Annotated in this window: 23 protein-coding genes and 2 pseudogenes; 15 read left to right on the top strand and 10 right to left on the bottom strand. The window is 66.9% G+C overall.

Going from position 1 to position 23,958, the window contains the following annotated elements; genetic code table 11:
• The first annotated feature begins 166 nt into the window (after positions 1–166).
• From AB0B45_RS31685 to AB0B45_RS31655, 7 genes are all read left to right on the top strand, one after another.
• Positions 167–439, top strand: coding sequence for a GlsB/YeaQ/YmgE family stress response membrane protein (locus AB0B45_RS31685; RefSeq protein WP_358138081.1), 273 nt, complete (start codon positions 167–169; stop codon positions 437–439).
• 407 nt (positions 440–846) lie between these two features.
• Positions 847–1,467: a DUF5994 family protein gene (locus tag AB0B45_RS31680; protein WP_358138078.1), complete on the top strand. Its 621-nt coding sequence runs from the start codon at positions 847–849 to the stop codon at positions 1,465–1,467.
• A gap of 741 nt (positions 1,468–2,208) precedes the next feature.
• Entirely contained in the window at positions 2,209–2,370 is a 162-nt protein-coding gene (locus AB0B45_RS31675; RefSeq protein WP_358138076.1) for a hypothetical protein, read from the top strand.
• Positions 2,367–3,461, top strand: coding sequence for a glycosyltransferase family 4 protein (locus AB0B45_RS31670; RefSeq protein WP_358138073.1), 1,095 nt, complete (start codon positions 2,367–2,369; stop codon positions 3,459–3,461). The genes AB0B45_RS31675 and AB0B45_RS31670 overlap by 4 nt, the downstream gene beginning before the upstream one ends.
• Before the next feature lie 138 nt (positions 3,462–3,599).
• Positions 3,600–3,821 (top strand): hypothetical protein, encoded by a 222-nt coding sequence (locus AB0B45_RS31665; RefSeq protein ID WP_358138070.1) that lies wholly within the window; start codon positions 3,600–3,602, stop codon positions 3,819–3,821.
• Positions 3,822–4,024: 203 nt separating this feature from the next.
• The gene (locus tag AB0B45_RS31660; RefSeq protein WP_358138067.1) at positions 4,025–5,146 is read left to right on the top strand and encodes an AI-2E family transporter; all 1,122 of its coding nucleotides are present in this window, start codon (positions 4,025–4,027) and stop codon (positions 5,144–5,146) included.
• 570 nt (positions 5,147–5,716) lie between these two features.
• Positions 5,717–5,887 carry a hypothetical protein gene (locus tag AB0B45_RS31655; RefSeq protein ID WP_358138064.1) on the top strand — a complete coding sequence of 57 codons (171 nt, stop codon included), beginning with the start codon at positions 5,717–5,719 and terminating at the stop codon, positions 5,885–5,887.
• On the opposite strand, the gene AB0B45_RS31650 is transcribed toward AB0B45_RS31655, so the two are convergent.
• Positions 5,880–6,296, bottom strand: coding sequence for a discoidin domain-containing protein (locus AB0B45_RS31650; protein WP_358138062.1), 417 nt, complete (start codon positions 6,294–6,296; stop codon positions 5,880–5,882). The two genes, AB0B45_RS31655 and AB0B45_RS31650, sit on opposite strands and share 8 nt — an antisense overlap.
• Here AB0B45_RS31650 and AB0B45_RS31645 point away from each other — a divergent pair.
• Positions 6,196–6,702, top strand: a complete 507-nt coding sequence (locus AB0B45_RS31645) for an ATP-binding cassette domain-containing protein (RefSeq protein WP_358138060.1) — start codon at positions 6,196–6,198, stop codon at positions 6,700–6,702. The two genes, AB0B45_RS31650 and AB0B45_RS31645, sit on opposite strands and share 101 nt — an antisense overlap.
• A 46-nt stretch (positions 6,703–6,748) precedes the next feature.
• Here the strand turns inward: AB0B45_RS31645 and AB0B45_RS31640 are convergent, their stop codons facing one another.
• Entirely contained in the window at positions 6,749–7,912 is a 1,164-nt protein-coding gene (locus AB0B45_RS31640) for a CU044_5270 family protein (RefSeq protein ID WP_358138057.1), read from the bottom strand.
• Positions 7,909–8,442 (bottom strand): sigma-70 family RNA polymerase sigma factor, encoded by a 534-nt coding sequence (locus AB0B45_RS31635; RefSeq protein ID WP_358138055.1) that lies wholly within the window; start codon positions 8,440–8,442, stop codon positions 7,909–7,911. Before AB0B45_RS31635 ends, AB0B45_RS31640 begins: the two co-directional genes overlap by 4 nt.
• Before the next feature lie 434 nt (positions 8,443–8,876).
• On the opposite strand from AB0B45_RS31635, the gene AB0B45_RS31630 reads away from it, so the two are divergent.
• Entirely contained in the window at positions 8,877–9,032 is a 156-nt protein-coding gene (locus AB0B45_RS31630; RefSeq protein WP_358138052.1) for a hypothetical protein, read from the top strand.
• Between the two features lie 91 nt (positions 9,033–9,123).
• Here the strand turns inward: AB0B45_RS31630 and AB0B45_RS31625 are convergent, their stop codons facing one another.
• Positions 9,124–9,336 (bottom strand): hypothetical protein, encoded by a 213-nt coding sequence (locus AB0B45_RS31625; RefSeq protein ID WP_358138049.1) that lies wholly within the window; start codon positions 9,334–9,336, stop codon positions 9,124–9,126.
• 94 nt (positions 9,337–9,430) lie between these two features.
• Positions 9,431–10,203 (bottom strand): annotated as a pseudogene (locus AB0B45_RS31620) (transposase family protein).
• 1,203 nt (positions 10,204–11,406) lie between these two features.
• On the opposite strand from AB0B45_RS31620, the gene AB0B45_RS31615 reads away from it, so the two are divergent.
• From AB0B45_RS31615 to AB0B45_RS31600, 4 genes are all read left to right on the top strand, one after another.
• Entirely contained in the window at positions 11,407–11,937 is a 531-nt protein-coding gene (locus tag AB0B45_RS31615) for a hypothetical protein (RefSeq protein ID WP_358138047.1), read from the top strand.
• Between the two features lie 418 nt (positions 11,938–12,355).
• The gene (locus AB0B45_RS31610; RefSeq protein WP_358138044.1) at positions 12,356–12,919 is read left to right on the top strand and encodes a hypothetical protein; all 564 of its coding nucleotides are present in this window, start codon (positions 12,356–12,358) and stop codon (positions 12,917–12,919) included.
• 71 nt (positions 12,920–12,990) lie between these two features.
• Positions 12,991–13,323: an integrase core domain-containing protein gene (locus AB0B45_RS31605; protein WP_358138274.1), complete on the top strand. Its 333-nt coding sequence runs from the start codon at positions 12,991–12,993 to the stop codon at positions 13,321–13,323.
• Positions 13,324–13,328: 5 nt separating this feature from the next.
• The gene (locus tag AB0B45_RS31600) at positions 13,329–16,469 is read left to right on the top strand and encodes a BTAD domain-containing putative transcriptional regulator (protein WP_358138042.1); all 3,141 of its coding nucleotides are present in this window, start codon (positions 13,329–13,331) and stop codon (positions 16,467–16,469) included.
• Here the strand turns inward: AB0B45_RS31600 and AB0B45_RS31595 are convergent.
• The 4 genes from AB0B45_RS31595 to AB0B45_RS31580 form a co-directional block, all read right to left on the bottom strand.
• Entirely contained in the window at positions 16,458–18,179 is a 1,722-nt protein-coding gene (locus AB0B45_RS31595) for an FAD-dependent oxidoreductase (RefSeq protein WP_358138040.1), read from the bottom strand. The two genes, AB0B45_RS31600 and AB0B45_RS31595, sit on opposite strands and share 12 nt — an antisense overlap.
• Positions 18,172–19,386 carry a cytochrome b N-terminal domain-containing protein gene (locus AB0B45_RS31590; protein WP_358138037.1) on the bottom strand — a complete coding sequence of 405 codons (1,215 nt, stop codon included), beginning with the start codon at positions 19,384–19,386 and terminating at the stop codon, positions 18,172–18,174. The genes AB0B45_RS31595 and AB0B45_RS31590 overlap by 8 nt, the downstream gene beginning before the upstream one ends.
• Positions 19,383–20,675 carry an NAD(P)/FAD-dependent oxidoreductase gene (locus tag AB0B45_RS31585; protein WP_358138034.1) on the bottom strand — a complete coding sequence of 431 codons (1,293 nt, stop codon included), beginning with the start codon at positions 20,673–20,675 and terminating at the stop codon, positions 19,383–19,385. Before AB0B45_RS31585 ends, AB0B45_RS31590 begins: the two co-directional genes overlap by 4 nt.
• Positions 20,676–20,739: 64 nt before the next feature.
• Complete coding sequence (locus AB0B45_RS31580; RefSeq protein ID WP_358138031.1) at positions 20,740–21,084, bottom strand: DoxX family protein; 345 nt, start codon at positions 21,082–21,084, stop codon at positions 20,740–20,742.
• Between the two features lie 159 nt (positions 21,085–21,243).
• Here AB0B45_RS31580 and AB0B45_RS31575 point away from each other — a divergent pair.
• Positions 21,244–21,534: pseudogene (locus AB0B45_RS31575) on the top strand (integrase core domain-containing protein); the annotation flags it as partial.
• A 347-nt stretch (positions 21,535–21,881) separates the two neighbouring features.
• Here the strand turns inward: AB0B45_RS31575 and AB0B45_RS31570 are convergent.
• A complete protein-coding gene (locus AB0B45_RS31570) occupies positions 21,882–23,048 on the bottom strand; it encodes an FAD-dependent monooxygenase (protein WP_358138028.1) in 1,167 nt (388 codons plus the stop codon).
• A gap of 66 nt (positions 23,049–23,114) precedes the next feature.
• Here AB0B45_RS31570 and AB0B45_RS31565 point away from each other — a divergent pair, with 66 nt between their 5' ends.
• Positions 23,115–23,702, top strand: coding sequence for a TetR/AcrR family transcriptional regulator (locus AB0B45_RS31565; RefSeq protein WP_358138025.1), 588 nt, complete (start codon positions 23,115–23,117; stop codon positions 23,700–23,702).
• The last annotated feature ends 256 nt before the right edge of the window (positions 23,703–23,958 follow it).

Below are 23,958 nucleotides of genomic sequence, written 5' to 3'. Positions count from 1 at the left end.
TAGCCGATGCAAGGCGCGGGGCGAGTCGGAAAGGCTTGGAGCTTCTTTCATGTACGGCCGGCGCGGGCAGTGAAAGGCGAACTGAAGGCGGTGAAATGCGGCGACTCTCCTGTCATGATCCGACACGAAACCGACCAGCACATTCATCGTCACTCAGGAGTCGGTCATGGGCATCATCGCCTGGATCATTCTCGGCCTCATCGTAGGATGCGTCGTCCAGCTCGTCGTGGGGGGAAGGGACGTACAAGGCATCGTCGTCACCTGCCTGCTCGGCGCCGCGGGTGCGCTGTTCGGCGGCGCCCTCACCGCTCTGTTCTTCGACCTCGGCGATACCGGCGAATTCTTCAACCTCCCCACGTGGGTCGCTGCGATCGCAGGATCGTGCGCCATCCTGATCGCCTACAACATGATCAACGTGCGCCGAAGCGTCCACCGGTGATTCACCGGCTACCCGTCCACCGGCCGGTGCACGGGTAGCCGGAGCACTGATCCGCCAGATTGCCTGGCTGCGTCGCTGAACCTTCGGGAATCATGCGGCGCAGCCGGTACCGGCGCGGGGTTGAGAACGAATCCGACACGATCGAGTTCCGTAGGCTGTGACGCGCGCCCATGCGGCCTGGCGCCGCAGGGTGGAAAAGGCTCAGTATTAATCCACACGTGATGGGGTTATTGAATGCGGATCTCCCTATTCGGTAAACCCTAGGGGAGCGCTTGTTTCCTAAAGATCTGCCGAGGAGCGTATAATAGGCTTAACCGAGGATATTTTGAACGCCGGCGGTCGTGCCGGCGCCGTCCGAGGCGTTGTACTACTTGCGGTCCCAGTCGGGCCGAGATGGCCGGTCGATCATGACGACAAGGCAAGCCACCTCACTCCAAACAATTCCCGCCGCTCGCGTCCCACCGAGACCTCCGGCCCTAGCATCCGCCGTACGGCTGACCCTCGCACCTGCGCGTGGCCACGTAGGGCCAGTGGACGGGACATGGTGGCCCCGCTCGACCGATGCGGCGGCCGAACTCCCGGCCCTCATCGCAGCCGTCGACCAGTGCCTCGGGGAGATGACCCTTCGAGTCGGGCTGCACGTGGACGCGTGGGACGACATCCCGCACCGGATCGCTGCTCCGGGCAGGGCGGTCAGGGTGGGATGGTTCCGATCCATGGACGGCCGGCTGGTCACCCTGAGCATCAGGGGAAAACAGGAAATCACGCTTCAGGTGATACCGCCACAGGCCACGGAAGCGGTGGCCGGGACGGCGTTCGCTGCGGCTATCGCGAGCATGAACGGCCCGAGCATGAACGGCGGGTCCTCCCCGGGTTTCATCGCCGACCCGAGCATCGAGCGGGACCTCTCTCCGACACTTCGACCTCGGGAAGAACGAGACGCGGGACAAGACGACTGGGAGAACGAAGGTGGGCAGTTCGCCCGCCAGGAGAATGTGAGAGTGCCGTGGGCGGCTGCCATCCGGTGACCTGTCAGGTTGCCGGCGTGATCACCGCGCATGATGGGCTCTTGTGACTTTGCCGGTTCTCCGGCGAGGGCTTCCGGTCTTGAGTGGGGAAACGGCGGCGACCTTTCTGAGGGGGGAATCGCCAGGGCGCTCCGGTCGGAGAGACGTGATCGTCAGCGTGTCACGCTGACCAGTTGCCTCCGCCGAGCGCCCTGGCCCGCACGCCCTGGCCCGCACGCCCTGGCCCGCACGCCCTGGCCCGCACGAGCCGATCGTGTTACCCACGCGACGAAGATCGGCCTTGCCGGCTGGAGATCAGGTGGCCTCGAGTGCCGGCTCGGGCTGCTCCGCGGCCGCGAGATCGAGGCTCACGGCTGCTGATGGCCGGACATCCCGCTGGCCATCAGCAGCCGGTCGATCGCCGGGGACGGGGCGAGTAGACCCGTGACCGGAGACATCCCCCAGCGCCGCGCACCACCGCGAGGGTCCGGCGGCTGAACAGGTCGTAGAAATCGCCCAGCACAGTGAGGCCTTGCCCGGCGGGCAGATAGCGAGCGCTGGTGTCCAGGCCGGGCGGGATGGCCAGCACCGGCGGCAGCAGACTGTCTTGCAGGGTGCGAGCCAGCGCGACGGAGGTCTGTGCGGAGGGGAGGCCTGCAGCTGACGCGTCGAGTCCTGCCGGAAGCCGGCCCGGCTGTCATGGCTGAGGGCGTGATGGTTCGAGCCGCTGGATGGAGGTAGAAGTGCGGCAGGCTGGCTCCGTTGAAGGGCATCCGCCCGGTGGACCCGCTCAGGGAGGGCTGCCCGGTGCGCATCTATCCGCACATGATCTTCGGCAACCAGGTGGTCGGCCGCGAGTACACCAGCTTGGGCGGTACCGACATCTCCCGCCTGTATGAGGGGGTCGAAGGAGAGAGCCCATGAACACCCTCGTCCTCACCGCGCTGGACCTGCCCGCGGCCAGCCCCGGCGGCAGCGTCGAACTGCTGTTTGACCTCTACGCCGGCATCCCCCCGCTGATCGACGCGCAGGTGTTCATGCTCACCCCCGCCACCCCGCGCACCGACGTCCCGGCCGGGGTGAATCTGCTGTCCGTGGGCGGCAAGTGCCTGGACGGGCCGCGGTTCTGGGCCTACGTCGAAAGACTCCGCTACGCCCTCGCCGCCCAGATCGACCCGCGCGACGTCGGCGTCGTCCACCTGCAACACCTGGCCTTCGGCGCCACCGCCGCCCTGATCCGGCTGCTGCCACGCCACCCGCATCTGGCTCTGGTCCACGGAACCGACCTGCTGCTCGCCGCCGCCCACCCCACCCAGCGCCGCGTCCTGCACCAGGCCACAAAAGCCGCTCGCGCCGTCGTCGTGCCCACTGCGGCCATGGCCGACGAACTTCACCGGCTGGCGCCCGACGCCCGCTGCGCCAGCCTCGTACACATCCCCTGGGGCATCCCCGACACGTTGCTGAACACCCCGCTCCACTTGAGGCCGCGGCGGCAGGGGTCGCTGCGGGTGCTGTATGCCGGCCGTCTGACTCCGGGAAAAGGCCTCGACGCCGTGGCCGGCACCCTCGCCGCCGGCGGCGGCCGTCACCTGAGCGTCGCCGCCCCGCCCGGCGAGTACGCCGCCATGGCGCCCCGCCTCGCGTGGGCCGGTTGCCACCCGGTCTATCTCGGTTGGCTGGCCCGCACCCACCTGTGGCAGGCCTTCACCGATCACGACGCGCTCATCGTGCCCTCCACCACCCAGGAAGCCTTCGGCCTGGTCGCCCTCGAAGCCCAAGCCTGCGGCCTGCCGGTGCTGTATCAGCCGGTACCCGGCCTGACCGAAGTCCTGGCCGACTCCGCGCTGAGCGTCGACCTGGCCGACCCCGCCGCCCTGGCCTCGATCCTCAGCCGTCTGCGGACCGACCCGGCCATCCTGGCCGACCTGCGCACCGCGGGCCTGCGCAACGCCGCCCGCTTCCCGATCAGCGCCACCGCCGCCGCACTGAACGCGCTCAGTAAGCAGATCATCTGACACACCCGCGCACCCCATCAAAGCGTTCGCCGACCCACCACACCGGCAACCTTCACCGCCAGGACCGTTTCTCGTAGCAAGGCCGTTGCCCGCGGCCGGCCATCTCCTTGGACAACCGCGATGAAGGTGTGGCGTGACTTGCTGTCCGACATGCAAGGCAGCCAGCAGCGGGTGATGGTTCACCTGCTCGGCGGCCAGTCGCTCAAGGGAGTTGTCGTCGAGTTCGACCGCGTTAACGAAGTCGTCGTCCTCGATGAGTACGCGCAGGGTTCAGCTGTGATGAGACACGAATCCCCCGTGCACACGATTGTGCTGTCGGCAGTTCAGGCCGTCACGGTCCACAAGCAGGAATCGGCGTAGGAACAGTTCCGGCGCGCCGAATCGGCCCTGTACCTGCCATAGGTCGTACGGGAACAGCCACCCCGGATGAACCCGGTCGCCTGGACCCCCTGTTGCGGGGCAGAAGGTGACCTGTGCGCATCGTAGCCAGAGGTCACAGCCGGAAACGTGTCGAGTCGGATCGGGAGCGTCTCTGGAGGCTTGTGCCGCCCACACTGGCGAAGATGGCGGCATGGAGCGCGTGTTTGATCCTCATCGGCATCGTGGCCGACTACGTGTTCGGTTTCGTGGCGATGATGCGCATCGTCGCCTTGCCGGTCGCGGTCGCGCTGCTGTTGACCGCGTTGCTGTTCCCGCTCACCAGGCGGCTGCGCGCGGTGGGGCTACGACCGATGTACGCCACGTGGATCACCATGCTGGTCGCGTTCGCGGTGCTGGGCGGGACGGGCTGGATCATCGGGGTAAGGGCCAACGCGGAGTTCCCCGGCCTGGTCAGACAGGTGCAGGAGACCGCCAAGACGGTGGAGGGCTGGCTCTACACCGGCCCGCTGAACCTGGAGCCGAACCAGATCAGCAGATGGGTCGACGACATCGCCACCATGGTCACCCAGCAACAGCAGCAGATCACTTCGACGGTGCTCGCCGGCACCGTCGTGGTGCTCGAGGTGCTGGCCTCGATCGTGCTCCTGCTCTTCGTGACGTTCTTCCTGCTCAAGGACGGCGACCGGATCTGGGCCTGGTTCCTCCAAGCATTCGGTACGGCCGCGCCACGGGTCGACCGTGCGGGCAGGACCGCCTGGGTCACGCTCTCCCACTACGTGCAGGGCACCGTGGCCGTGGCCGCGGTGCACGGAGTCGTCATCGGCATCGTGCTGGCGGTCATGGGCGTCCCGCTGTGGGCCGCGCTCGCCGTGCTGATCTTCCTGGCCAGCTTCATCCCGATCGTGGGCATCTTCTTCGCCGGAGCCGTGGCCACGCTGGTCACGCTCGGCGCGAAGGGCCCGATCTACGCGCTGATCTTCCTCGGTATCCTGCTCGTCGAGCAACAACTGGAGAACCACGTCCTGCAGCCGCTGATCGTCGGCCGCGTGCTTCACTTCCACCCGCTGGCGATCATCATCGTGCTCGCGGTCGGCGGCATCCTCGCCGGCATCGCGGGCGCGGTCGTGGCCGTGCCCATCACCGCGATCCTCTACCGAGCGATACCCGAGCTCTTCAGGGAGGAGACGCGCGGACACCCGCCTGGGCCTGGTCGGCAACCACGGACACCAGCGGTACCTGATCGGGACGGCCCCAAGCCGGCGCCTGAACAGGCGGGCAGCGAGTCGCCCACCTCCATGGACTGATCCCTGCCCCCGCCACTCGACGCCACCGCGACCGGTACTGGGGATGCCAGAGACTCGGCCGCCGGGTCGACCTGCGGTTCCGCTGGAAAAGGGCTGGAAGCGGCCAAGGTGACCGCTCGTGCATACGCCGGGTTGTCCAAGGCCACGAGGAACTTGCTCCGAAATCGAGGAGGGTCGCGCCTGCCGAGTCGAGCTGGACGTCGGGCCGGAAGCGCGGGCCGTGTCGTATGGCGCTGTCGGGCGCGAGTGATGCGTTGTCGGGCATATTTTGTGATCTTGTCCACGGTGTACGCCGTGACCCGGCGCCTGCTGTCGTTGCCCGGTCTGCTGTTACGGAGCGACGTCTCCAAGGAGGCGGAGCTGTTGGTGCTTCGGCATCAGAATGCGGTCCTTCGCCGTCTCGGACGGCCGTCTACGGCGACTGCGGTCAAGGCCTCATCCTGCGCATGGCCGCGGAGAATCCGAGTTGGGGCCACCGGCGCATTTACGGTGAACTTACCCCGCCTCGGTCATAAGATCTCGGCGTCACCGCTAACCCCACCGGCCCGTGGGCCCCACAGGATCTGGAGGATGCGGGCTGCCGAGCTGCGCTATCTGATCAGAGACCGCGCTGGGAAGTTCCCGGCCCTCATCGAGATCCTCGCCGACGCCGGTATCCAGATGGTACTCACCGGCGATCAAGTCGACCGGGCGTGGGCCGTACCGGATGCACGACCCACGCCCCGTAGCTTCCTCAGCTGAAGACCTGCACCTCTGCCAGCGAGAGGTAGTCGGTCCCGGCGAGCTGCACCCGCACGTGACGGCCGGTGACGCCGACCGGGACCGTCGTAGGCCGACCGGAAGTCGCGGTCTGGTGGAACGCGCGTACTCCGGGGGTGGCCAGCGCCTGGGCCAGCGAGGTGGGCAGCGGTGTTTCCGACACCAGCACGTAGTAGTCCGTGAGTCGATCGGCGCAGCAGTCGGTCCTGTTCCACACCGCGACCTCGCCGATTGGCTGGCTTGTCCCAAGGTCGACCTGCCACCAGGGCTGGGGCTCAAGGCCGGTGTGCGTGACCGAGCTCTTTCCCGGCGTCCGCGCCCTCGACGGTGCGAGCCTGCGGCTGGAATCCGATTCCGTGCACGCCCTGCTGGGCGAGAACGGCGCGGGCAAGTCGACCCCTATCAAGATCCTCACCGGAGTGCAGCGTCCCGACGAGGGCCGCCTGCTCATCGGCGGCGAGGCGGTGACGCTGAGGTCGCCGACCGAGGCGGCGCTGGCCGGAATCGGTGCAGTGCCGAAGCCGTGGCCGCCGCTCTCGCGGAACAAGACCCTGCCCGCCGACAGCGCTGACCAGCACAGCATCAACATCGGCCTCCGGGGAGGCCAGCTTGGCCAGCCTGCCCAGGTTGGCGTTGACCTCGGCGCGGTCCCACGGGCCCGGTCCCACCGGGTGGTGCAGGAGATGAACCGACTCACAGACGCACAGCTCGGGATGGGTCAGGGACTCCGCCGGCCGCACCGTCACGGGAGACGCGGAAGCCAAACGTGGGCTGGCATATCCCGCCACACGGCCTGACCTGATGCCGGTCAGGCCGCGGGCGAGCCCCGTCACGGGAGCGGGGTCAATTGTGTTCGGGGGGCAGCGGCGGCTCCGCGTCAGTCCAGCCCATCCGCTGGTAGGCGACGAAGCTGGTGGCCTTCGTGGTACGGCCGCCGGTGAGCTCGACGGTGGTCGTGGAAGACCTCGCGAGGGGCAGACCTGTCGAGGGATCGATGATTTGCACGACAGCGTAGGCTGCTCTGCCATGTCGCGGGTCGACCTGGTAGCCGATGGCCTCGCCCATGCGGCCCAGCGGATCCTTCATCTTGCCCAGCGACTTCATCTGGGGCATGTCGGCCAGGATGCGATAGGCGGAGGCCCGGACGGCGGGTGAGACGGGCAAACCGAAGACGATCGCCACGCAGGCCCCACTGAGGGCCGACTCCTGCGATTGCGGACCCTGACCGTGGTCGCCCTTGGCCTCGGCGGTGATACGCCGTTCGAGGTAGGCGCGGAGCTCGCGATCGCCGGACGGGATGTGGCCGATCTCCTCCCAACTGATGGGGTTCACAATTGCCCCGCCCGAGTCCTTCCACTTGCCGCGCAGCCGCGTAGCTTCCTTCTCTTCCGCGCCGGCTTGCACCACTTCTCCCGAGTTGACGCCGACGTATCCGGTCGTGTCCATCGGGAAGACCCACCGGGTCGGCGAGCCAGCCTTGCTCCAGGCGGCCTCGTCCTGGGGGGTGAGCGGCTTCGCACCGAGATACTGCTCGATCCACCAGCTCTGTCCCCCGGGACGGTGTGCCAGCCACTGATCCTTGGACCAGGTCCGCCTGATGACGTAGCCATGGTCAGGCGAGACCGCGTCCATACCGCTGATCGTGGTGGTGCGCCAGTACGAGCCCGACGCGGGGGCCTTGGCCGCCGCGGTCGCGGCGGTGAGCAGGATCTGGCGCGCCGACGCCTGTTCGCCGGGCGAGGTCGCTGTGGGCGAAGGGGTCGGCCCTTGCTCGTCTGGCACGGTCACCAGAGTGACCACCAGGGCCGTGGCCGCAGCCAGGGTCACCGCCGACGCCAGCCACGGCACCGGCCCGTGCCGCTTCTTGGCGCGGGACTTTTCATTCTGCCCTGGCGGTTCGGAGGTGATCGAGATGAGCAGCTCCTGGGCGGCCGCTCCGGACACCTGCCCGGCAGGCTCGCTCTCGAGTTCGTCGTCGTGCACCCTGGCGAGATCGTTCAGGTTCATTGCGTGGTCCTTTCGAGGAGCGGAAGGTCGATGTCCGCGTCGGCCAGGGCGCGCGCGAACCGCTTGCGTGCGCGATGCAGTCGGACCCGTACGGCGTTGCGGGTGATCCCGAGGGTGCGTGCCATCTGCTTGGTGTCGAGCTTCTCCCAGGCGACCAGCGAGAGCAGTTCCCTGTCATCGTCGGGCAGAGCCCTGAAGACATGGCCGAGCTGCGTGAACTCGGCCCGTGCAGGTCCGCTCAGGGTGGGGGAGGCGGTGATCTGTTCGCGCAGCGCGGCGGCGAGTTGCACGTGCCGCCGTTCGCCGCGGAGATGGTTGGCGAGGGTGTTACGGGCGACGCCGTACAGCCAGAGCCTGGCATCGTCCCCCGGGGGAATCTCATCGATCCTCCGCCACGCGGTCGCGAAGGTCTCCGCGACCACGTCCGCCGCGTCCTCAGGGGCCGCACACCGGCGCAGGACGTAGCCCAGGATTGGGCGATAGGCGTGTTCGTATATCTGCACGAACCGGCCATGGGAATCCAGTCCCATCCGGCCTCCTCACATGAATCAACGGTCGTCCATCCATGTCCGGCAAACCGGGAACATTACCGCTCGCGAAACACTCTTTCGTGGGGTGCCACCGGAATGCGGCGGGAACGAGCCGCGTTCACTGGAAACCTCAGGTCAGGCGGTGGGATCGGAAGTCAGGGTTTCGGTTGTGGACGGCCGTGCCAGACGTGGCCGGGTTGGCTCCCGCTGCGGCCCACCGGGGCCACGCCTGCATGGTCCACGTCATCGCCGCAGAGGCGTTGGCGTAGGCGAAGAGGACGGCGCGCTCCCCCCAGTCGCGACGAGCTTGCCGGACTGGCTGCCGCTGTGCACCTGCTCGGTGTTCTCCCAGTCCACGTCCGCGCCAACCGGGCTCCTACCACCGTCTCGGCCTACCTCAGGCAATCCTCGCCGAACTGTTCAAGGTCACCCTCATGGCCACCAACCGAGCCATCCGCCAGATCCGGCCGCTACTCGAGGCCGGCTACACCAGCACGCCCGCCCACAAACGCCTTTACTCCGCAGCAGACTTGACCGCCTACGCCATCAGCACCGGCGCGATCCCACACAAGATCAACTCGGCGAGTTAATCCTCTGTATTCCCTTAGGTAGGCAGATCGGATGTCTGCGCTGGCGCAACACTGAGGGTTTTCCGACCTGAAGTTGCAGGTCATGGGTTTGTCAGACCGTCCATCGCGGGGCGTACTCCAGGTGGATGTCCTGCCCGCCGCCTGGATCCAGGTTCGGCCAGTAGAACAGTCGGCAGACGTAGTTGCAGGCGCCCGAGATGTACAGCGAGGTCGCGGCAGTGGGCGGCCCTTCTTTCGCCACAGTGAAAACCGGCTGCCGAAACGCCGCAGTGCTGCCGGTCAGAAACAGCGTCTCGGCGTGCACGTGCTGGTGGAGTGTGTCCTTGTGCTCCTCGTAGTTCAGGGCTCGGTAGCTGAATGGCGATCTTCACCTGCACGACCATCGGCTCCTTTCATCCTCAGGCTGCCTGTGTGACGCGGTGGTTTTGAAGGACGGCGATGGCCTTGCACAGGTGGCCGGCCTTGGAAGGGCTGCAGCGTAGCTTGCGGAGGATCTTCCAGCTCTTCAGCTGGGCGTTGGCGCGTTCGCCGGGTCCGCGGAGCTTGGCGTGGGAGCGGTTGGCCTGCTTTTGAGACTCGGGCTTGTTCTTGCCCTTGTACAGGGTGACGAGCGGGCCCTCGGCACCTTGGTACGCCTTGTCCGCGAGGGTGATGATCCCAGCCTGATCCTGCGCGCGCAGGATTCCCCAGATGCGGGTGGCCGTCAGGTCATGGGCCTTTCCGGGCAGCGCTCCGGACGTCCACAAGATCGTCCCGTTCGGCGAGGCGATGACCTGGACGTTCATCCCGTGCACGCGGTGCTTGCCGGAGTAGTAGGGGCGGTCGGCCTTGATCCGATCGGTGCGGATGAGTGTGCCGTCCAGCACCAGGTAGTGCAGCCCATCCCGCTTGGCCTTCCGCAACGCCGCCGAGAGCTTGGGAGAACGCGCTGACAGCAGCGCCACCGACTCCTCCCCATACCGCCACGCGGTCGTGGTCGATACCCCGAACCCCGCGCCGAGCTGGTAAATGACTCACCTGTACGCGGGTGGACCAGGACGAGCAGGGCCTGCCGGCCGGGGTTCAGCCGCCGCCAGACCGACCTCATGGACTTACGGTGACCCCGGATCATCCCGGCGACATAGTTCAGGCTCTGATGCGACAAATCGACGGTGGCACGATAGAACAGCACCTGAAGCTCCTGGTGGGTTGTGGTGATCAACCCGTCTACCAGGAGCTTCTTTGCGTCACCAGCCGAATGCCAGCATCGCGATCATGATGTGATCAGGGCATGCGTCCAGGAGGTTGGAAAACGTTCACTCACGCCCGCCATCCCGATGTGCTGGCCGCCCAACGCTGCGAACGCGCCCGCGTCCGCAGCGAGAAAGGCATCCGCTGGGGCGGCCGACCACTCCAACCCGCAGCCTGACCCCTTCAACCTGGAGCGGATCTCGTTCGGTGAGACCGACGGAGAGAACTCCATGGAACTCGCGTTCCGGCACAACTGCTGGAAGCACCTACGTCAAGACCTCGACAACGGTGGGCACCACGGTTGACCCTGCCAATGTGGGCGCGAACTGGGGGTTCACGTTCTCAAGCGACGCCGGCGAAAAGTGCTCCCAGTACAACGGAGTGCCGATGTCGACGATGCGTCACAAAATTATTTTGCCGCAGGCCCTGATTGAGTCGGAGTGCCATGTAGGCTCAGAGGATAATTGCTGGATCGTCCGCTATAAGCACTATCTCCACACGCAATATTCGTTCGACTTCAAATATACCCATGACAATGGCATGGGGCATCCCTACGAGAGAAGGTACTCAACGACACCGGTTCAGCATGATCTCTGGTGCAAGGTCGAACGAAGCTATGGGAACACTTTCCCGGTTAACTGGAATAGTGTTCGCTACGACGGTGTGGGGTGCAGGGCCCGCTCCACGCTAGGCAAGAAGAGGCCGCTCTAGTAGCAGAAAAGCGGTCACTCACCCGCAAGCGGCAGGATCAAGATCCTTGGGGTGCTGGTCATCAGATGACCAGCACCCCAAGGACCCTTAGGAGGATGCGGTCGTGTCATCAGTCGGGCGTCTCCGAGGCCCGCTTCGTATTGCAATTTCCGTATCAATCGTGGGAGCGGTTATAGTCTCGGCTTTTGTCGCTTATCGGATCGTTTCTCCTTGGGCTAATATCACCACGGAGCGAGTGAGATTTGTATTAGCGAACGGCTTTGCAGCTTCTCATCCGGATTATCGAGTCCGGCTCGGGGAGGCATCCGAGGCGCATTTAAACCTCTGGGGTGGGAATATCCCCGTCACGCTGGATCCTCGACCCGCACATCCACTTATTCGCGGACCGGAGGCGATGCGACAAGAGAACATAGAACTCCTACCATCTGGAATCGTGGCGCAACCACACCTCAAGCCATGGAGAATCACTTCGGCAATTCGGGACTCCGCGTCGATCTCCCTGTCGCCCGATGATCAAGACTTACTCAACTTGCATGATCCCAAGCACCAGCTGCGCGCACTCGTAGTTGTCTGGCTTTCAGAGCCAACAACTGAAGAGACAGTGAACTTCTGGCTACCCAATGGCATCGATGTCGCTATTTTCACAGAGCAGAACCCCTCTCGGGTGCCAGTCTCCTGGGATGCATCCTTCTGTGGTGACAGGGATCTCCACTGTCCGGCGGATCAACTCATGTCCGCCTCGCAAGGCTTCAAATTGTGGGTGTCGTCCCTCCGAAACGATGACGAGACGTTACTTAACAAGATCGGGCTAGATTTGAGCGATCTTAGAAATCGCGCCAAAAGCGGAAAGATGTACGGATTTATTGCAACGGCAGAGCTGGAGGAAATTAGATCATTGTCAAGAAGGAGTCAGGTTGGATTAGTTCAAGTAATTTCTGTTGGTCTAGCGGATGCGCGCGATTAGGTGGGCATGGATGTCCTCTTGACAGCGCCCATCAACGTGTCGCAGGTCGCAGCCCGACCCCTCAGCAATACGAGCCACCATGGCCACGAATGCATGACCAGCGCGTCAAGCTGGCCAAGGATCCCGCGGAGGTCAGGCTGATAGTGCCCGTGGGAGCGTCGCGGTGAAGCGGCGGGGCGGTCCGCCGTGCCTGCTCGCCGCGTTGTTGAACGCGTGTAGTTCGGAGGTCGGTGGGCGGCTCCTTTGGCGGGCGAATCATTCCTGCGGATGGCGAAAGCTCGCATGCGGGTGGTCACGGGCGACACTGCGCCTGCCGATAATTACGTCCGCCCAGGTCATGACCAGGTGGGGCTTCGCGTGGTGTGCGCGAGCTTTGGCCGTCAGGAGAGGGAAAGCACGTGCGGCATGATGATCGGCCGTGCTTCTTCGCCTGGCCTACCTCGCCGTCACCAACGCATTCACCGCGCTGCGGTTGCTGCCCATGGGCGATCGGGACAAGGACGTTGAGATTCTCGCCCTGCGCCACCAGATCACTGTCCTTGAACGGCAGCTCGGTGCCGACACCCGGGTGAGATTCGCCGCCGAGGACCGGGCCTTTCTCGCCGCGCTCTTGACCTCGCTGCCGCGCGAGGCCCTGCACCGGCTGCGGCTTCTCATCCGGCCGGATACTGTTTTGCGCCGGCACCGCGATCTGATGAAACGGCGTCATGCCCGTACCTGCCGGCCAAATCGGCGTGGGCGCCCGCCCACGGTCCGCTCTATCCGTGTCCTCATCCTGCGCCTGGTTCGCGAGAATCCCTCGTGGAGATATCGGCGGGTGCACGGGGAGCTCGCCACGCTCGGCATCAAGGTCGCCGCGTCGACGGTCTGGGAGATCCTCAAACAGGAAGGTCTTGATCCGGCACCTGAGCGGGCGTCCACCACGTGGGCCGACTTCCTGCGCTCATCACCTGGGTTATCCAGGCGATCAAGAATCTCGTGACGGATCTGGAGGAGGTCGGCTGTCGGGCGCGATATCTGATCCGTGACCGGGATGGGAAGGTCCCGGCCCTTATGGAGGAGATCCTCGCCGACGCTGGTATCCACACGGTGCTCACCGGCGTCCGCATGCCACGCATGAACGCGGTCATGGAGCGGTGGGTGCAGGCGTGCCGCCGCGAGCTACTGGACCGCTGCCTGCTCTGGAACGAACGTCACCTACGGCATGCACTGCGCGAGCACGAACACCTCTACAACGAGCACCGAGCCCATCAAGCTCTCGCACAGGCGGCTCCACTCCGTGCCGTCCCGGATCCCCTCGCCGATCCAGCTGGATTGGCCAACCTTGACGTACGCCGGCGAGATCGGCTCGGCGGAGTCCTCCACGAAGACCGACATGCCGCTTGAACTGTATGGATGTAGTTTTCGGCAGGCGCAGTGCCGCCCACGTGATCCACGATTTCGCCGACGCGAGCGGGCCTTACGACATCGTGCTGGAGTCGCTCGGCGGCGAGTGGCTTACCTCGGCGCTCGCCCAGGCCGGACCGGGCGGACGGGTGCTCTGGTTCGGCCAGGCGAGCGAGCCGCCCGCCACGCTGAGCTTCTTCGACTACTTCACCGGGTACGAGTCGGTCGACCTGCGCCATTTCTCCGTCAACCACGGCGACGACTCCTGGGCCGACGATCTGGCCGCGCTTTCTGTCATGACCCACACAGGTCGACTTTGCCCCCAATTGGTACATTCGGTGCGTCTTTGCGGCGAAGGGGGGCGGATGAACGTCAGGTTCGCGGTTCTCGGGCCGGTGGCGGTCGTGGCCAGCGGCCGCGACCTGTCCGCGATCACGCCGCGCCATCGGTCCATACTCGCCTACCTGCTGCTGAACGCGGGGATCGTGCTCAGCATCGAACGGATCATCGACGCGGTGTGGGGCCAGACACCACCCGACACCGCACGCTCGCAGGTGCACGCGGCCATCACGGCGGTTCGGCGGATCCTGCGCGAGGCCGGCGCGGGGGAACTGCTGGTCACTCGCCCCGCGGGGTACGTCATTCTGCCCGGGCCGCGGCAACTGGACCTGGAGGAGTTCACGGAACAGGTGATCGCCGCCCAGCGCGAAGGTGAGGGAGAGGCTGCCGTACGGCGCCTGCGCGCGGCCCTGGACCTTTGGAGCGGCCAGCCGCTGGCGGACGTCAGCGCCGATTATGTGAGCGACGCGCGTGCACGGCTGGAGGATCGTCGCCTGGTCGCCATCGAGCGGCTGGCGGAGCTCGAACTCGCCCTCGGCCGCCACGACGACCTCATCGACGAGCTCCTGGTCCACGTCGCGGCCAACCCGCTGCGCGAGCGGCTTGCCTGCCATCTCATGCTCGCCCTGCACCGGGCGGGTCGCCAAGCCGACGCCCTCGCCGTTGCCCGGGCCTACCGGACCAGGCTGGCCGACGAGCAGGGGCTGGACCCAGGCAGGGCCCTCACCACGCTGGAACAGCAGATCCTGCGCGACGAACCTGCTATCGTCCGGACGAGGCGCCGCTTCCTGCCCTATGACGTACCGGACTTTGCTGGGCGAACGGATGAGCTGGAGTCGCTCACAGGAGATGGCGTCGTCACGATCGACGGCATGGCCGGGATCGGTAAGAGCGCGCTTGCGATCCATGCGGCGCACCGGTTCGCCGACCGCTACCCGGACGGCCAGCTCTTCGTGGACCTGCACGCCCACACCGCCGGTCAGTCCACGCTGGAGCCCGGCGCCGCGCTGGAAATCCTGTTGCGGCAGCTCGGCGTGCCCGTCGAAACCATCCCTGGCGCGCTTGCCGACCGCTCGGCGCTCTGGCGCGCCGAACTGGCGGAGCGGCGGGTACTGGTCATCCTGGACAACGCGGCGAGCGCCGAGCAGGTACGACCGCTGCTTCCCGGTGTTTCGGAAAACCTCATCCTGATCACCAGCCGGCGCCGTCTGACGGACCTGGACGGCGCCCGCTCGCTGTCCGTCGACGTGTTGCCCGAGGCCGACTCGGTGGAGCTGTTCACCCGCGTCGTCGGCGAGCGCGCGATCGCGGAACCCCTGGCGGTCATGGATGTCCTGCAGTCGTGCGGGTTCCTGCCGCTGGCGGTGCGCATCGCCGCCGCGCGGCTACATCACCGGCCGCAGTGGACGGTCGGTTACCTCGCCGGTCGGCTGTGGAGCCAACGGCGCAGGCTGGCGGAGCTGTCGACGTCCGAACGGGATGTCGCGGCCGTGTTCGCGCTGTCCTACCAGCAGCTCGGCCTGGCGCAGCAGCGCATGTTCAGGCTGCTCGGCCTGCACCCGGGAACCGACTTCGACAGGCACGCGGCGGCGGCACTGGCGGGCCTGCCCGTGGACGAGGCCGAGACCATCCTGGAGGAGCTGCTGGACTTCCATATCCTGCAGCAGCACCGACCGGGCAGGTACACCTTCCATGACCTGGTACGCGAGCACGCCCGAGCGCTGGCAGCCGGCGAGGAGCGGCACCAGCCCATCGTCCGGCTGCTGGATCACTACCTGTACCGGGCGAGCGCGGCAGTTGACGCCCTCTACCCGTGCGACACCACGCAGACCGTTTTCAGAGACAGGTCGTCGGCGCTTGCCTGGCTGAAGGCCGAGCACGCCAACCTGGTGTCCGCCGCCATCTACACGGCCGACTACGAGTGGCCCGTTCACTCCGGGCGACTGGCGATCACACTGCGTCCCTTCCTCGACGACGACGCGCAGTTGTCCGATCTTACGGTCACCTTGCGTGACCGGGCTCGGGAGGTCGGGCTGAGCCGTCCGGACAGATCAGGCGAGGCGCACGCGCTGCTCGATCTCAACTGGCTGAAATACCGGCAGGGCCAGCTCCAGCGGGTGACCGACGATTGCCGGACCGCTTTGCGGCTGTCCGAGGAAAGCGGCGACCGATATGGCATGGCCAGAGCGCACTACCTGCTGGGCCTGGTCGCGTGCCAGCACCACGACGACGAGAAAGCCGCAGAGCACTACCGATACGCGCTGGATCTGGTTGGCGGGCTCGACTACCGCAATCTCGAAGCGTCTCTCTGGTGCAGTATCAGCCGCCTCGACCTGCAGCGGCGGGACTACAGTCGAGCCGAGCAGCACTACCTCCACGCGCTGGCCCTGTGCCGGGAGGTCGGCTACCAGGGCGGGGAGCACAACGCCCTGTACAACCTGGGGGTGGTGTACCGGAAGATGGGGGAATTCGGCAGATCTCGTGACCACCATCTCCAGTTTCTCTCTGTGTCCCGAGAGCGCGGACACCGCTTCGACGAGGCCGAGGCGCTCAACGGGCTGGGCCTGCTGGATCTGTCCACGGCTGACTTCGCCGGCGCGGCCGGTCACTTCACCGCGGCCCTGGCCCTCTCCACCGAGCTGGCTCTTCGGGCGGAGATGGGCCTGGCACACGACGGTCTCGCGCGTGCGCACCGCGGCTTGGGGGATGATGACCTCGCCCGCGATCACGCCAAGCGGGCGGCGGACCTGCATGGCGATCTCGAGTCGCCCCTCTGCACGCTGAGACGCGCGTTCCTACTCGAGTAGCCGCCCGTTGGCCTCATGGTCGGGGGTCAGTTCGACCAGCCGCGCGAGCTCCGGCGCGAGCGTGGGCACCGCCCGTGCGCGCAGGCCGCGGTCCGAGGTGAACTCCAGGGTCACGGGCTCCGCGAGCGCGGGATAGTCACTCCTGTTGTGCGCGCCACGCGTCTCTCTGCGGGCGAGGGCGCCTCGTACGGTGGCGTCCGCGACGAGCAGCGACCCGCGCAGATCGAGTACGTGGGCCAGGTCGTCATACCCTTCTGCGGTGGGCGCCACATCGGCGTCCGCCACCCGGGCGATCAGCTCCTGGATCCCGGCCAGGGCGTTTTTCAGCCCATCCTCGTCCCGGACCACGCCGCAACGCTCCCACATGAGGTCACGCAGGTCGCGCTGCATCGGCCGGACGAACTCATTCCCGCTCCTGATCAGCGAGGCCACCTGCGCGTTGGCGGCGGCCACGACGTCGCGCGGACGGCTCGCGAGCACCGCGGCCCTGGCGTGAGCCGCGGCCGACTCCCCGGCGCGGCGCCCGAAGACGACGGTCTCGGCCAGCGAGTTGCCGCCGAGCCGGTTGGCTCCGTGCACCCCAGCGGTCACCTCACCCGCGGCGAACAGGCCCGCCACGCCGGTGTCCGTACTCGCTGGATCGACGACCACACCGCCCATGGAGTAGTGCGCCGTGGGCGCGACCTCCATCGGCGTCCTGGATATGTCGAGAAGCTGGTACTCCAGGAACTGCCGGTACATCCGCGGCAGCCGGTCCAGGATCACAGCCTTTTCCACATGTGAGATATCCAGGAACACCCCGCCGTTGGGCCCGCTGCGCCCCTCGGCGATCTCGGTGTAGCAGGCCAACGCCACTCGGTCCCGCGTGGACAGCTCCATGCGCTCGGCGTCGTAACGCTCCATGAAGCGCTCGCCGAGGCCGTTGAACAGCCGCCCGCCCTCGCCGCGCACCGCCTCGGTGACCAGGGTGCCCGCCGCCTCCTCCGGTGTCAGCATGCCGGTCGGATGGAACTGCACCAGTTCCAGGTCCGCCAGCGTGCAACCCGCGCGCAGCGCCAGGCTCATCCCGTCACCGGTGTTCTCATCGCGCCGGGATGAACTGCGCCGCCACAGCCGGGTATGCCCACCGGTGGCGAGCACGACCGCGTCAGCGTAGATCGCGGTGCGCTCACCGCTGTCCAGGTCGAAGCCGAAAGCGCCGAAGCACGCGCCGTCCGCCTCCAGCAAGCTGGTGACGTAGAAGCGCTCCCGCAGCGGTATGCCCTCGCTCTTGCTGGCGAGTGTCTTGAGCATGGCCCGCCCGGTCCAGTCGCCCGCGAAGCACGTACGACGGAAGGTGTGTGCCCCGAAATACCGCTGGTCCAGGCGGCCGTCGGGCAGCCGGACGAAGGGCGCGCCCCAATCGGCGAGTTCCTGCACGGCTCTCGGCGCCTCGCGCACCAGGATCTCGATCATCTCGGGGTTGCCCAGGCCGTATCCCTCCTTGTAGGTATCGGCGAAGTGCTGCTCCCAGGTGTCCTCCGGGTCCCGGGAGCCGAGCACGGCGTTGATGCCGCCGGCGGCGAGCACCGTGTGGGCGTCCAGCCGGGCTCGCTTGCCGACCACGAGCACCTCGCACCCTGCTTCAGCCGCGGCGACGGCCGCCCGTAGCCCGGCTCCGCCGGCCCCGATGACCAGGACGTTGACGGCATGGATCCGGAACTCAGACATTCTGGTACTCCTCGGTGTAACCGCCCTTGAGTGTGCGGCGGATGATCCCGGTCTCCAGCGGCTCGAGTTCCTGCCGCTGCAGTGCGAGGCAGAGGCGGCGGGTGACCTCGAAGGCCACGACCGGGCCCACGAAGACGGCGATCCGGAAGAAGCGGGTGACGGCAAAAAGGGACAGATCGAAGTGAAAGGCGAGCTGGTCGTTGGACGCGGCGACCCAAAGGATCACGTAGAAGGTCGCGCCCGCAGCTCCCAGCGCGGTGCGGCCCGCTGCCTCGCGGGGCCGGTCGAGCGTGGTCCTGCCCCCGCTGAGCCTGCGGTCCAGCAGCGGGTACGCCGCAAGCGCCATGAAGAAGGCACCGGGCACGACCAGGGCGGGGATGAGGACGGAAAGGCTGAGGGGATGGCCCCAGACGATCGGTTCCCAGGCCGGCATGATCCGGATGGCGCCGTCCAGGAAGCCCATGTACCAGGCGGGTACCGAGCCCGCGCTGATCTGGCCGGGCTGGTGAGGTCCGTACAGCCAGACCGGATTGACCTGCGCGGCAGTCGCCAGCAGCGTCAGCACGCCGCAGGTGGCGAAGAACAAGGCCAGCGATCTCAGCGAGTACCCGTGCCGCTTGGGCAACCTCTGCTGGAACACCAGCAGCCCGGCCATGATTGACGGAAGGAACAGGACGTGGATCCAGTAGAGCAGCGGGATCACGTGATCGCCGTACAGCGGCTGCGCCAGCCACGTACCCACGACGGGGATGGCCTGCGTGACGGCCCGTAGCAAGCTGACGCTGCCACCGGAAAGCATGTCGTCGGGCAGGATGCCGCCGGTGACGCCCGCGGCCATGCCCAGCGTGAACAGCCCGATCCAGATCAGCCAGTTCAGGCCGCGGGGCCGTCGGAACGCCCCGGTGAAGAACAACCGCAGCAGGTGCAGGCACACCGTGGCGGTGAACACCAGGGTGGCCCAGTGGTGGACCTGCCGGGCGAGCAGCCCGCCACGCACTTCGAAGCTGACCTCGAGCATGGAGGCGAACGCCTTGCTGACGGGGACGCCGCGCAGCAGGGTGTAGCTCCCGTCGTAGACGACCTGGGTCGCGTCGGGGTCGAAGAAGAACATGAGGAAGATCCCGGTGACCACGAGGACAGCCAGCGAGTAGATCGCGATTTCGCCCAGCAGGAAGGTCCAGGAGTCGGTGCGTGCTCGGCCCCTCACACGATCCGCCGGGAGATCTCGGGGTCGGCACTGTCCAAGGGCACCGCGTCCGCGCTGACCAGGCCGAGCTGCACCGTCTGACGCGGCAGCAGCGCGTCGAGCGCCCAGTCCACGGCGACCCTGACGCGATTTCCTGGCATGGAGTACAGGTGGTACCCCCGGGTGATCGCCTTCGCGATCACCCCGGACAGCGGGATCCCCAGCGGATCCGCCGCGGCTTTCCAACCGCCGAGGTCCACGAGAAAACCCAAGGGATGATGCTTGTACGCCCTGGCGGCCCGAAGGCCCAGTGAGGCGGCGACGTTCCGGCCGGCCGCGGCGCCCTGACGTTCAGCATGCTGACCGGTCATCGGGGTGATCTCGCCAGGGTTGACCAGATCGGGCACCGCTGCGACATCACCGGCTGCGTAAATCTCCGGGTGCCCGGTGACCGCCAGGTACTCGTCGGTCTGGATCCGGCCGCGTACCGCCGGCAGGCCGAACGATTCCACGACGGGGTCGGGGCGCACTCCGGTCGTCCAGACGACTGTGCGGGTGGCGACGTACTCGCCGTCCGTCAGCAGGACGCCATCGGCGTCCTCCCTGGCTACGGAGGTGTTCAGGCGCACCTCGACGCCTCGCTTTCCCAGGGTCCGCTCCGCAGTCTTCTGCAGGTAGGGCCGGAGCTCGGGAAGGAGGTGATCTGCGTACTGGACCAGGATCCACCTCGCCTCCAGGCCGGGGTACCTGCGCAGAAGGGACCGGGTGAACAACTGGCACACAGCGGCCGTCTCGGTGCCGGTGTAACCGGCTCCCACGACCACGAACGTTAGCCGGGCACGCCGTTCCTCATCACTTTCTGCTACGGCCGCCAGTTCCACTTGCCGGATGATGTGGTCACGCAGATACAAGGCTTCCGGGATGCCTTTCAGCCCGTGGCTGTGCACCGTGCTCCCCTCGATGGGCAGCACCCTGTTCACGGCCCCGACGGTGATGATCAGACGGTCGTAGCGGACCCGTCTCGGCCGGCCCTCCGTGTCCGCATAACGAACCACTCGATCCCCGGCGTCCACACCCGTCGCGATGCCGGGCAACAGGCGTACCTGGGGAAACGCCGCAGCAAGGGAAAGCGCGACGTGCCGTGGGTTGACGATCCCCGCCGCCACATCGGGCAGCAATGGTTGATAGAGCATGAAATCCGTGGGGTTCACGATGGTGACGTCGACCTGTCGCGCATGCTTGCGTGTGAGCACCCGCGCGGCGTTGTAGCCCGCGAACCCGGCGCCGATGATGACAACCTGCGGTGTCATGACTACCTCCCAACTGTGTTCGCTAGGTGTTTGCGATGAATGTCCGCTGGCGCGCAGGGGCCTGTCAGGCGATGTATCCCAGCACCAGGGCGGCGATCACCGGACCCATGTACAGGAGGGGAAAGACGACGGTCGAGTAAGAGCGCGCCCTGAGCACCGTGACGACGGCTACGGCGAAGTACAGCACCAGGGCGACTCCTGCCGCGATGCCGATGAGCGGCACGAACAAGCCGACCAGGAGGCCCACCGCCCCAGCGGCCTTGGCCGCGCCGAGCCACGGCCACAACTTGCGGGGAACCCCGTACTCCATCAGTGGCTTCACGACCCAGTCGGCGTGGCGTAGGAGGGAGAAGGCAGAGAAACCCACCCAGAGGGCGGCCAGAACGGTGACGATGGTGGCAATGGACATGGGGCACTCCTTAGCTGGTGCTTTCTGTGGCACCCATGCTGCGAGGCCCCGTTAATAGATCCGCGATGTGTTCACGATGAGCGACCGCTCGACCGGCCGCCTACCGCGATATACGAGACGCCCCCTCACCGCGAACGGGTGAGAGGGCGTGTCGTCTCAATGAGCGATCAACCGCAGGAGCTGAAGCCCGGCCGCCAGAACTTCCTCATCCGTGATCGGGACGCCAAGTTCACTGCAGTCTTTGATGAGGTGTTCGCCGCTGTGGGCATCACGGTGCTGAAGACTCCTCCACGGACACCGAGGGCCAATTGCCATGCCGAGCGCTGGATCCGTACGGTGCGAGCGGAGTGCACCGACCGCATGCTGATCTACGGCCAACGTCATCTGCGTTCGGCCCCGGACGAGTACATCGACCACTACAACGCGCATCGGCCGCATCAGGCTCGTGGGCAACGGCTACCCGATCAGGATGAGCATGTCGCAGTGTCGATGAAAGGCCGGATCGAACGCCAACCCGTTCGGGATTCGATCGTGGTCGTTGGGCGTCGGCGGGGTCTGCTCTGGGAGGCGGTCTACATGGGCGGACGCATCTCGTCGTGTCGGCCTGCGTCGACGCGTGCCGTGCTGTCGCGTGCACGCGAGCAACCAACGAACAACCATGCGTTCTTGACCATCGGCATTATGGGCTATTTGTCCCCTTTCTGGGCGCGGCTGCGTAGGTCAGGCTTTCGTGATGATGCTCGAGCATCGCGGGCAGAACGAACGCATATGAGCAACCGTCGAGCGGCCGACGGATTTCAGGTGGGCGGGGTCCAGGCCAGGAGGTCGTCCAGCGGACCGGTCAGGAGGCGCGGAGCAAATCGCCAGGTCATCGCCACGCCGAGATCGCGCAGCCGTACGGCCAGCGGGTTGCGCCACCGTACGACGCGGCAGATCGCGGCGGACTGGGCCACCACCTTGGCGGTGCGTGCCAACCGGGCGGCGGTGTAGGCGGCCAGGCCGTGCTCTTCGCCTGCGACATGGGCCAGCACGACGGCGTCCTCGATCGCCTGGCAGGCGCCCTGGCCCATGTTGGGCGTCATGGCGTGGGCCGCGTCGCCCAGCACCGCGATTCTGCCCCGGTGCATGGCGGGCAGCGGGGCGGGCAGGTAGTAGACATCGTTCCTGATGATGTTCGCTGGCGGAGTGGCGGCCATGAGGGTGGGGATAGGCGCGTGCCAGTCGCCGAACAGCCGTAGCAGTTCCGCCCGCTGGTCGCCCCCGCCACCGCCGGCAGGAACGGCGTTGGTGCCGTAGCAGTAGGCCAGCCCGTCGGCGAGCGCCATGTAGCCGAAGACCTTACCGTCGCCCCATGTCTCGAAGGTTTGGCCCGGCACGCCGTGACCGGGGACGAGCATTCGCCAGGCGGTGATGCCGGCATAGCGAGGTTCCGGGTGACTGGGGAACAGGGCTGCCCGGATGGGGGAGTGGATCCCGTCGGCGGCCACCACGAGATCGCCTGTCACCTCACCCGTCCCGCCCAGCCGTACGTCCTGTTCTTCCTGGCCGGTCCGGAAGGTCACGCGGCCGGTGTCGGGATCGGCGCCGGTCACCGTGGTGTTCAGCCGGATCGTGCCCGGCTTGAGGCGTGCCGCCAGCGCCTCCACCAGGTCGGCGCGGCGTAGGAGCACCACCGGGTCGCCGTGCCGGGCGGCGGCCTGCTCGTTCATGTGCACCAGCCAACGCCCACTGACGGCGCGCCGCACACCTCCGACACCGCGGATCGCCGACAGCGCCCGTACCTGATCGCCGACGCCGAGCACATTCAGTGCCTTGAGCGCGTTGGCGAAGACGGACAGTCCCGAGCCCACGGGTTCGATGGACGGCGCGCGCTCAAAGGACGTCACCTCCCATCCTCGCTGCTGGAGCGCCACCGCAGCCGCCAGCCCGCCGATCCCAGCCCCGATCACCACAGCGTGTCCCATGACATCTCCTTACTACGGACGTAGTTGGATTTACTATGATCGTAGTATCACAACGAAGGAGGCGCCATGAAATCGCAACGTGCCGAACTGGTCGCCGATACGGCCATCACCGTGCTGGCCGAGCGTGGCGTCCACGGCCTGACCCACCGCACGGTGGACGAGACGGCCGGACTCGCTCCAGGCTCGGCCTCCAACGTGGCCCGCACCCGACTGGCGTTGCTGGAACTGGTCTTGGAACGGCTCGCCGAACTCGACACGGTGGCGTTCGGGTTCGGCGCGGAGCCGATGGTGCCGGAGGGGATAGCCACGGCGGCGGTGCTCGACATATTCGCCGCGATGACCGCCAGGACGCTTCACGTCCGGCTCACGTCCGAGCGCCGCCAGAGCATCGCCCGCTATGAGCTGGCAATGGAGGCCACTCGGCACCCGGGCCTGCGCGAACTCTACGACGCGGTGGGCCGTCGGCTCCGCGATCCGGTGGTGGCGATGTTCACCGCGCTCGGCTCACCGGATCCGGCACGGCACGGCCAGCAGGCGGTGGCGTTCCTGGAAGGTGTGATGTTCGACGCCCTGGCCGGGGCTGGGCCCGAGCTGGCCGAGGAGGGCATCCGGCTGGGAGTTCGGGAACTGTTCAGGGGCATGCTGGGCCAGTAGCCCGCAGACGCGAGGGCCGGCGCCCGGATGCGGTCCGGGGTCCAGGTACGGCGCTCCTGCCGGCCAGTGCTGATCCCGCCACCAGGCACACGCCGAGCCCAGGGCGTCCAGGCGTTGTGGGTCGCGGCCGCCGCGCTGCCCCAGCGGGCGGTGAACCAGGCAGCGACCCGGTCGGCACCGGCCTCCCCGTCCAGCTCCGTCAGTGAGGCCTGCCGGCCGAGCTGGGCGGCCAGCGCGCTGCGTGATCGCCGGAGGG

The organism is Nonomuraea sp. NPDC049152 (assembly GCF_040648355.1).
Taxonomy (GTDB): domain Bacteria; phylum Actinomycetota; class Actinomycetes; order Streptosporangiales; family Streptosporangiaceae; genus Nonomuraea.
This window is presented reverse-complemented; position numbering and strand designations above follow the sequence as displayed.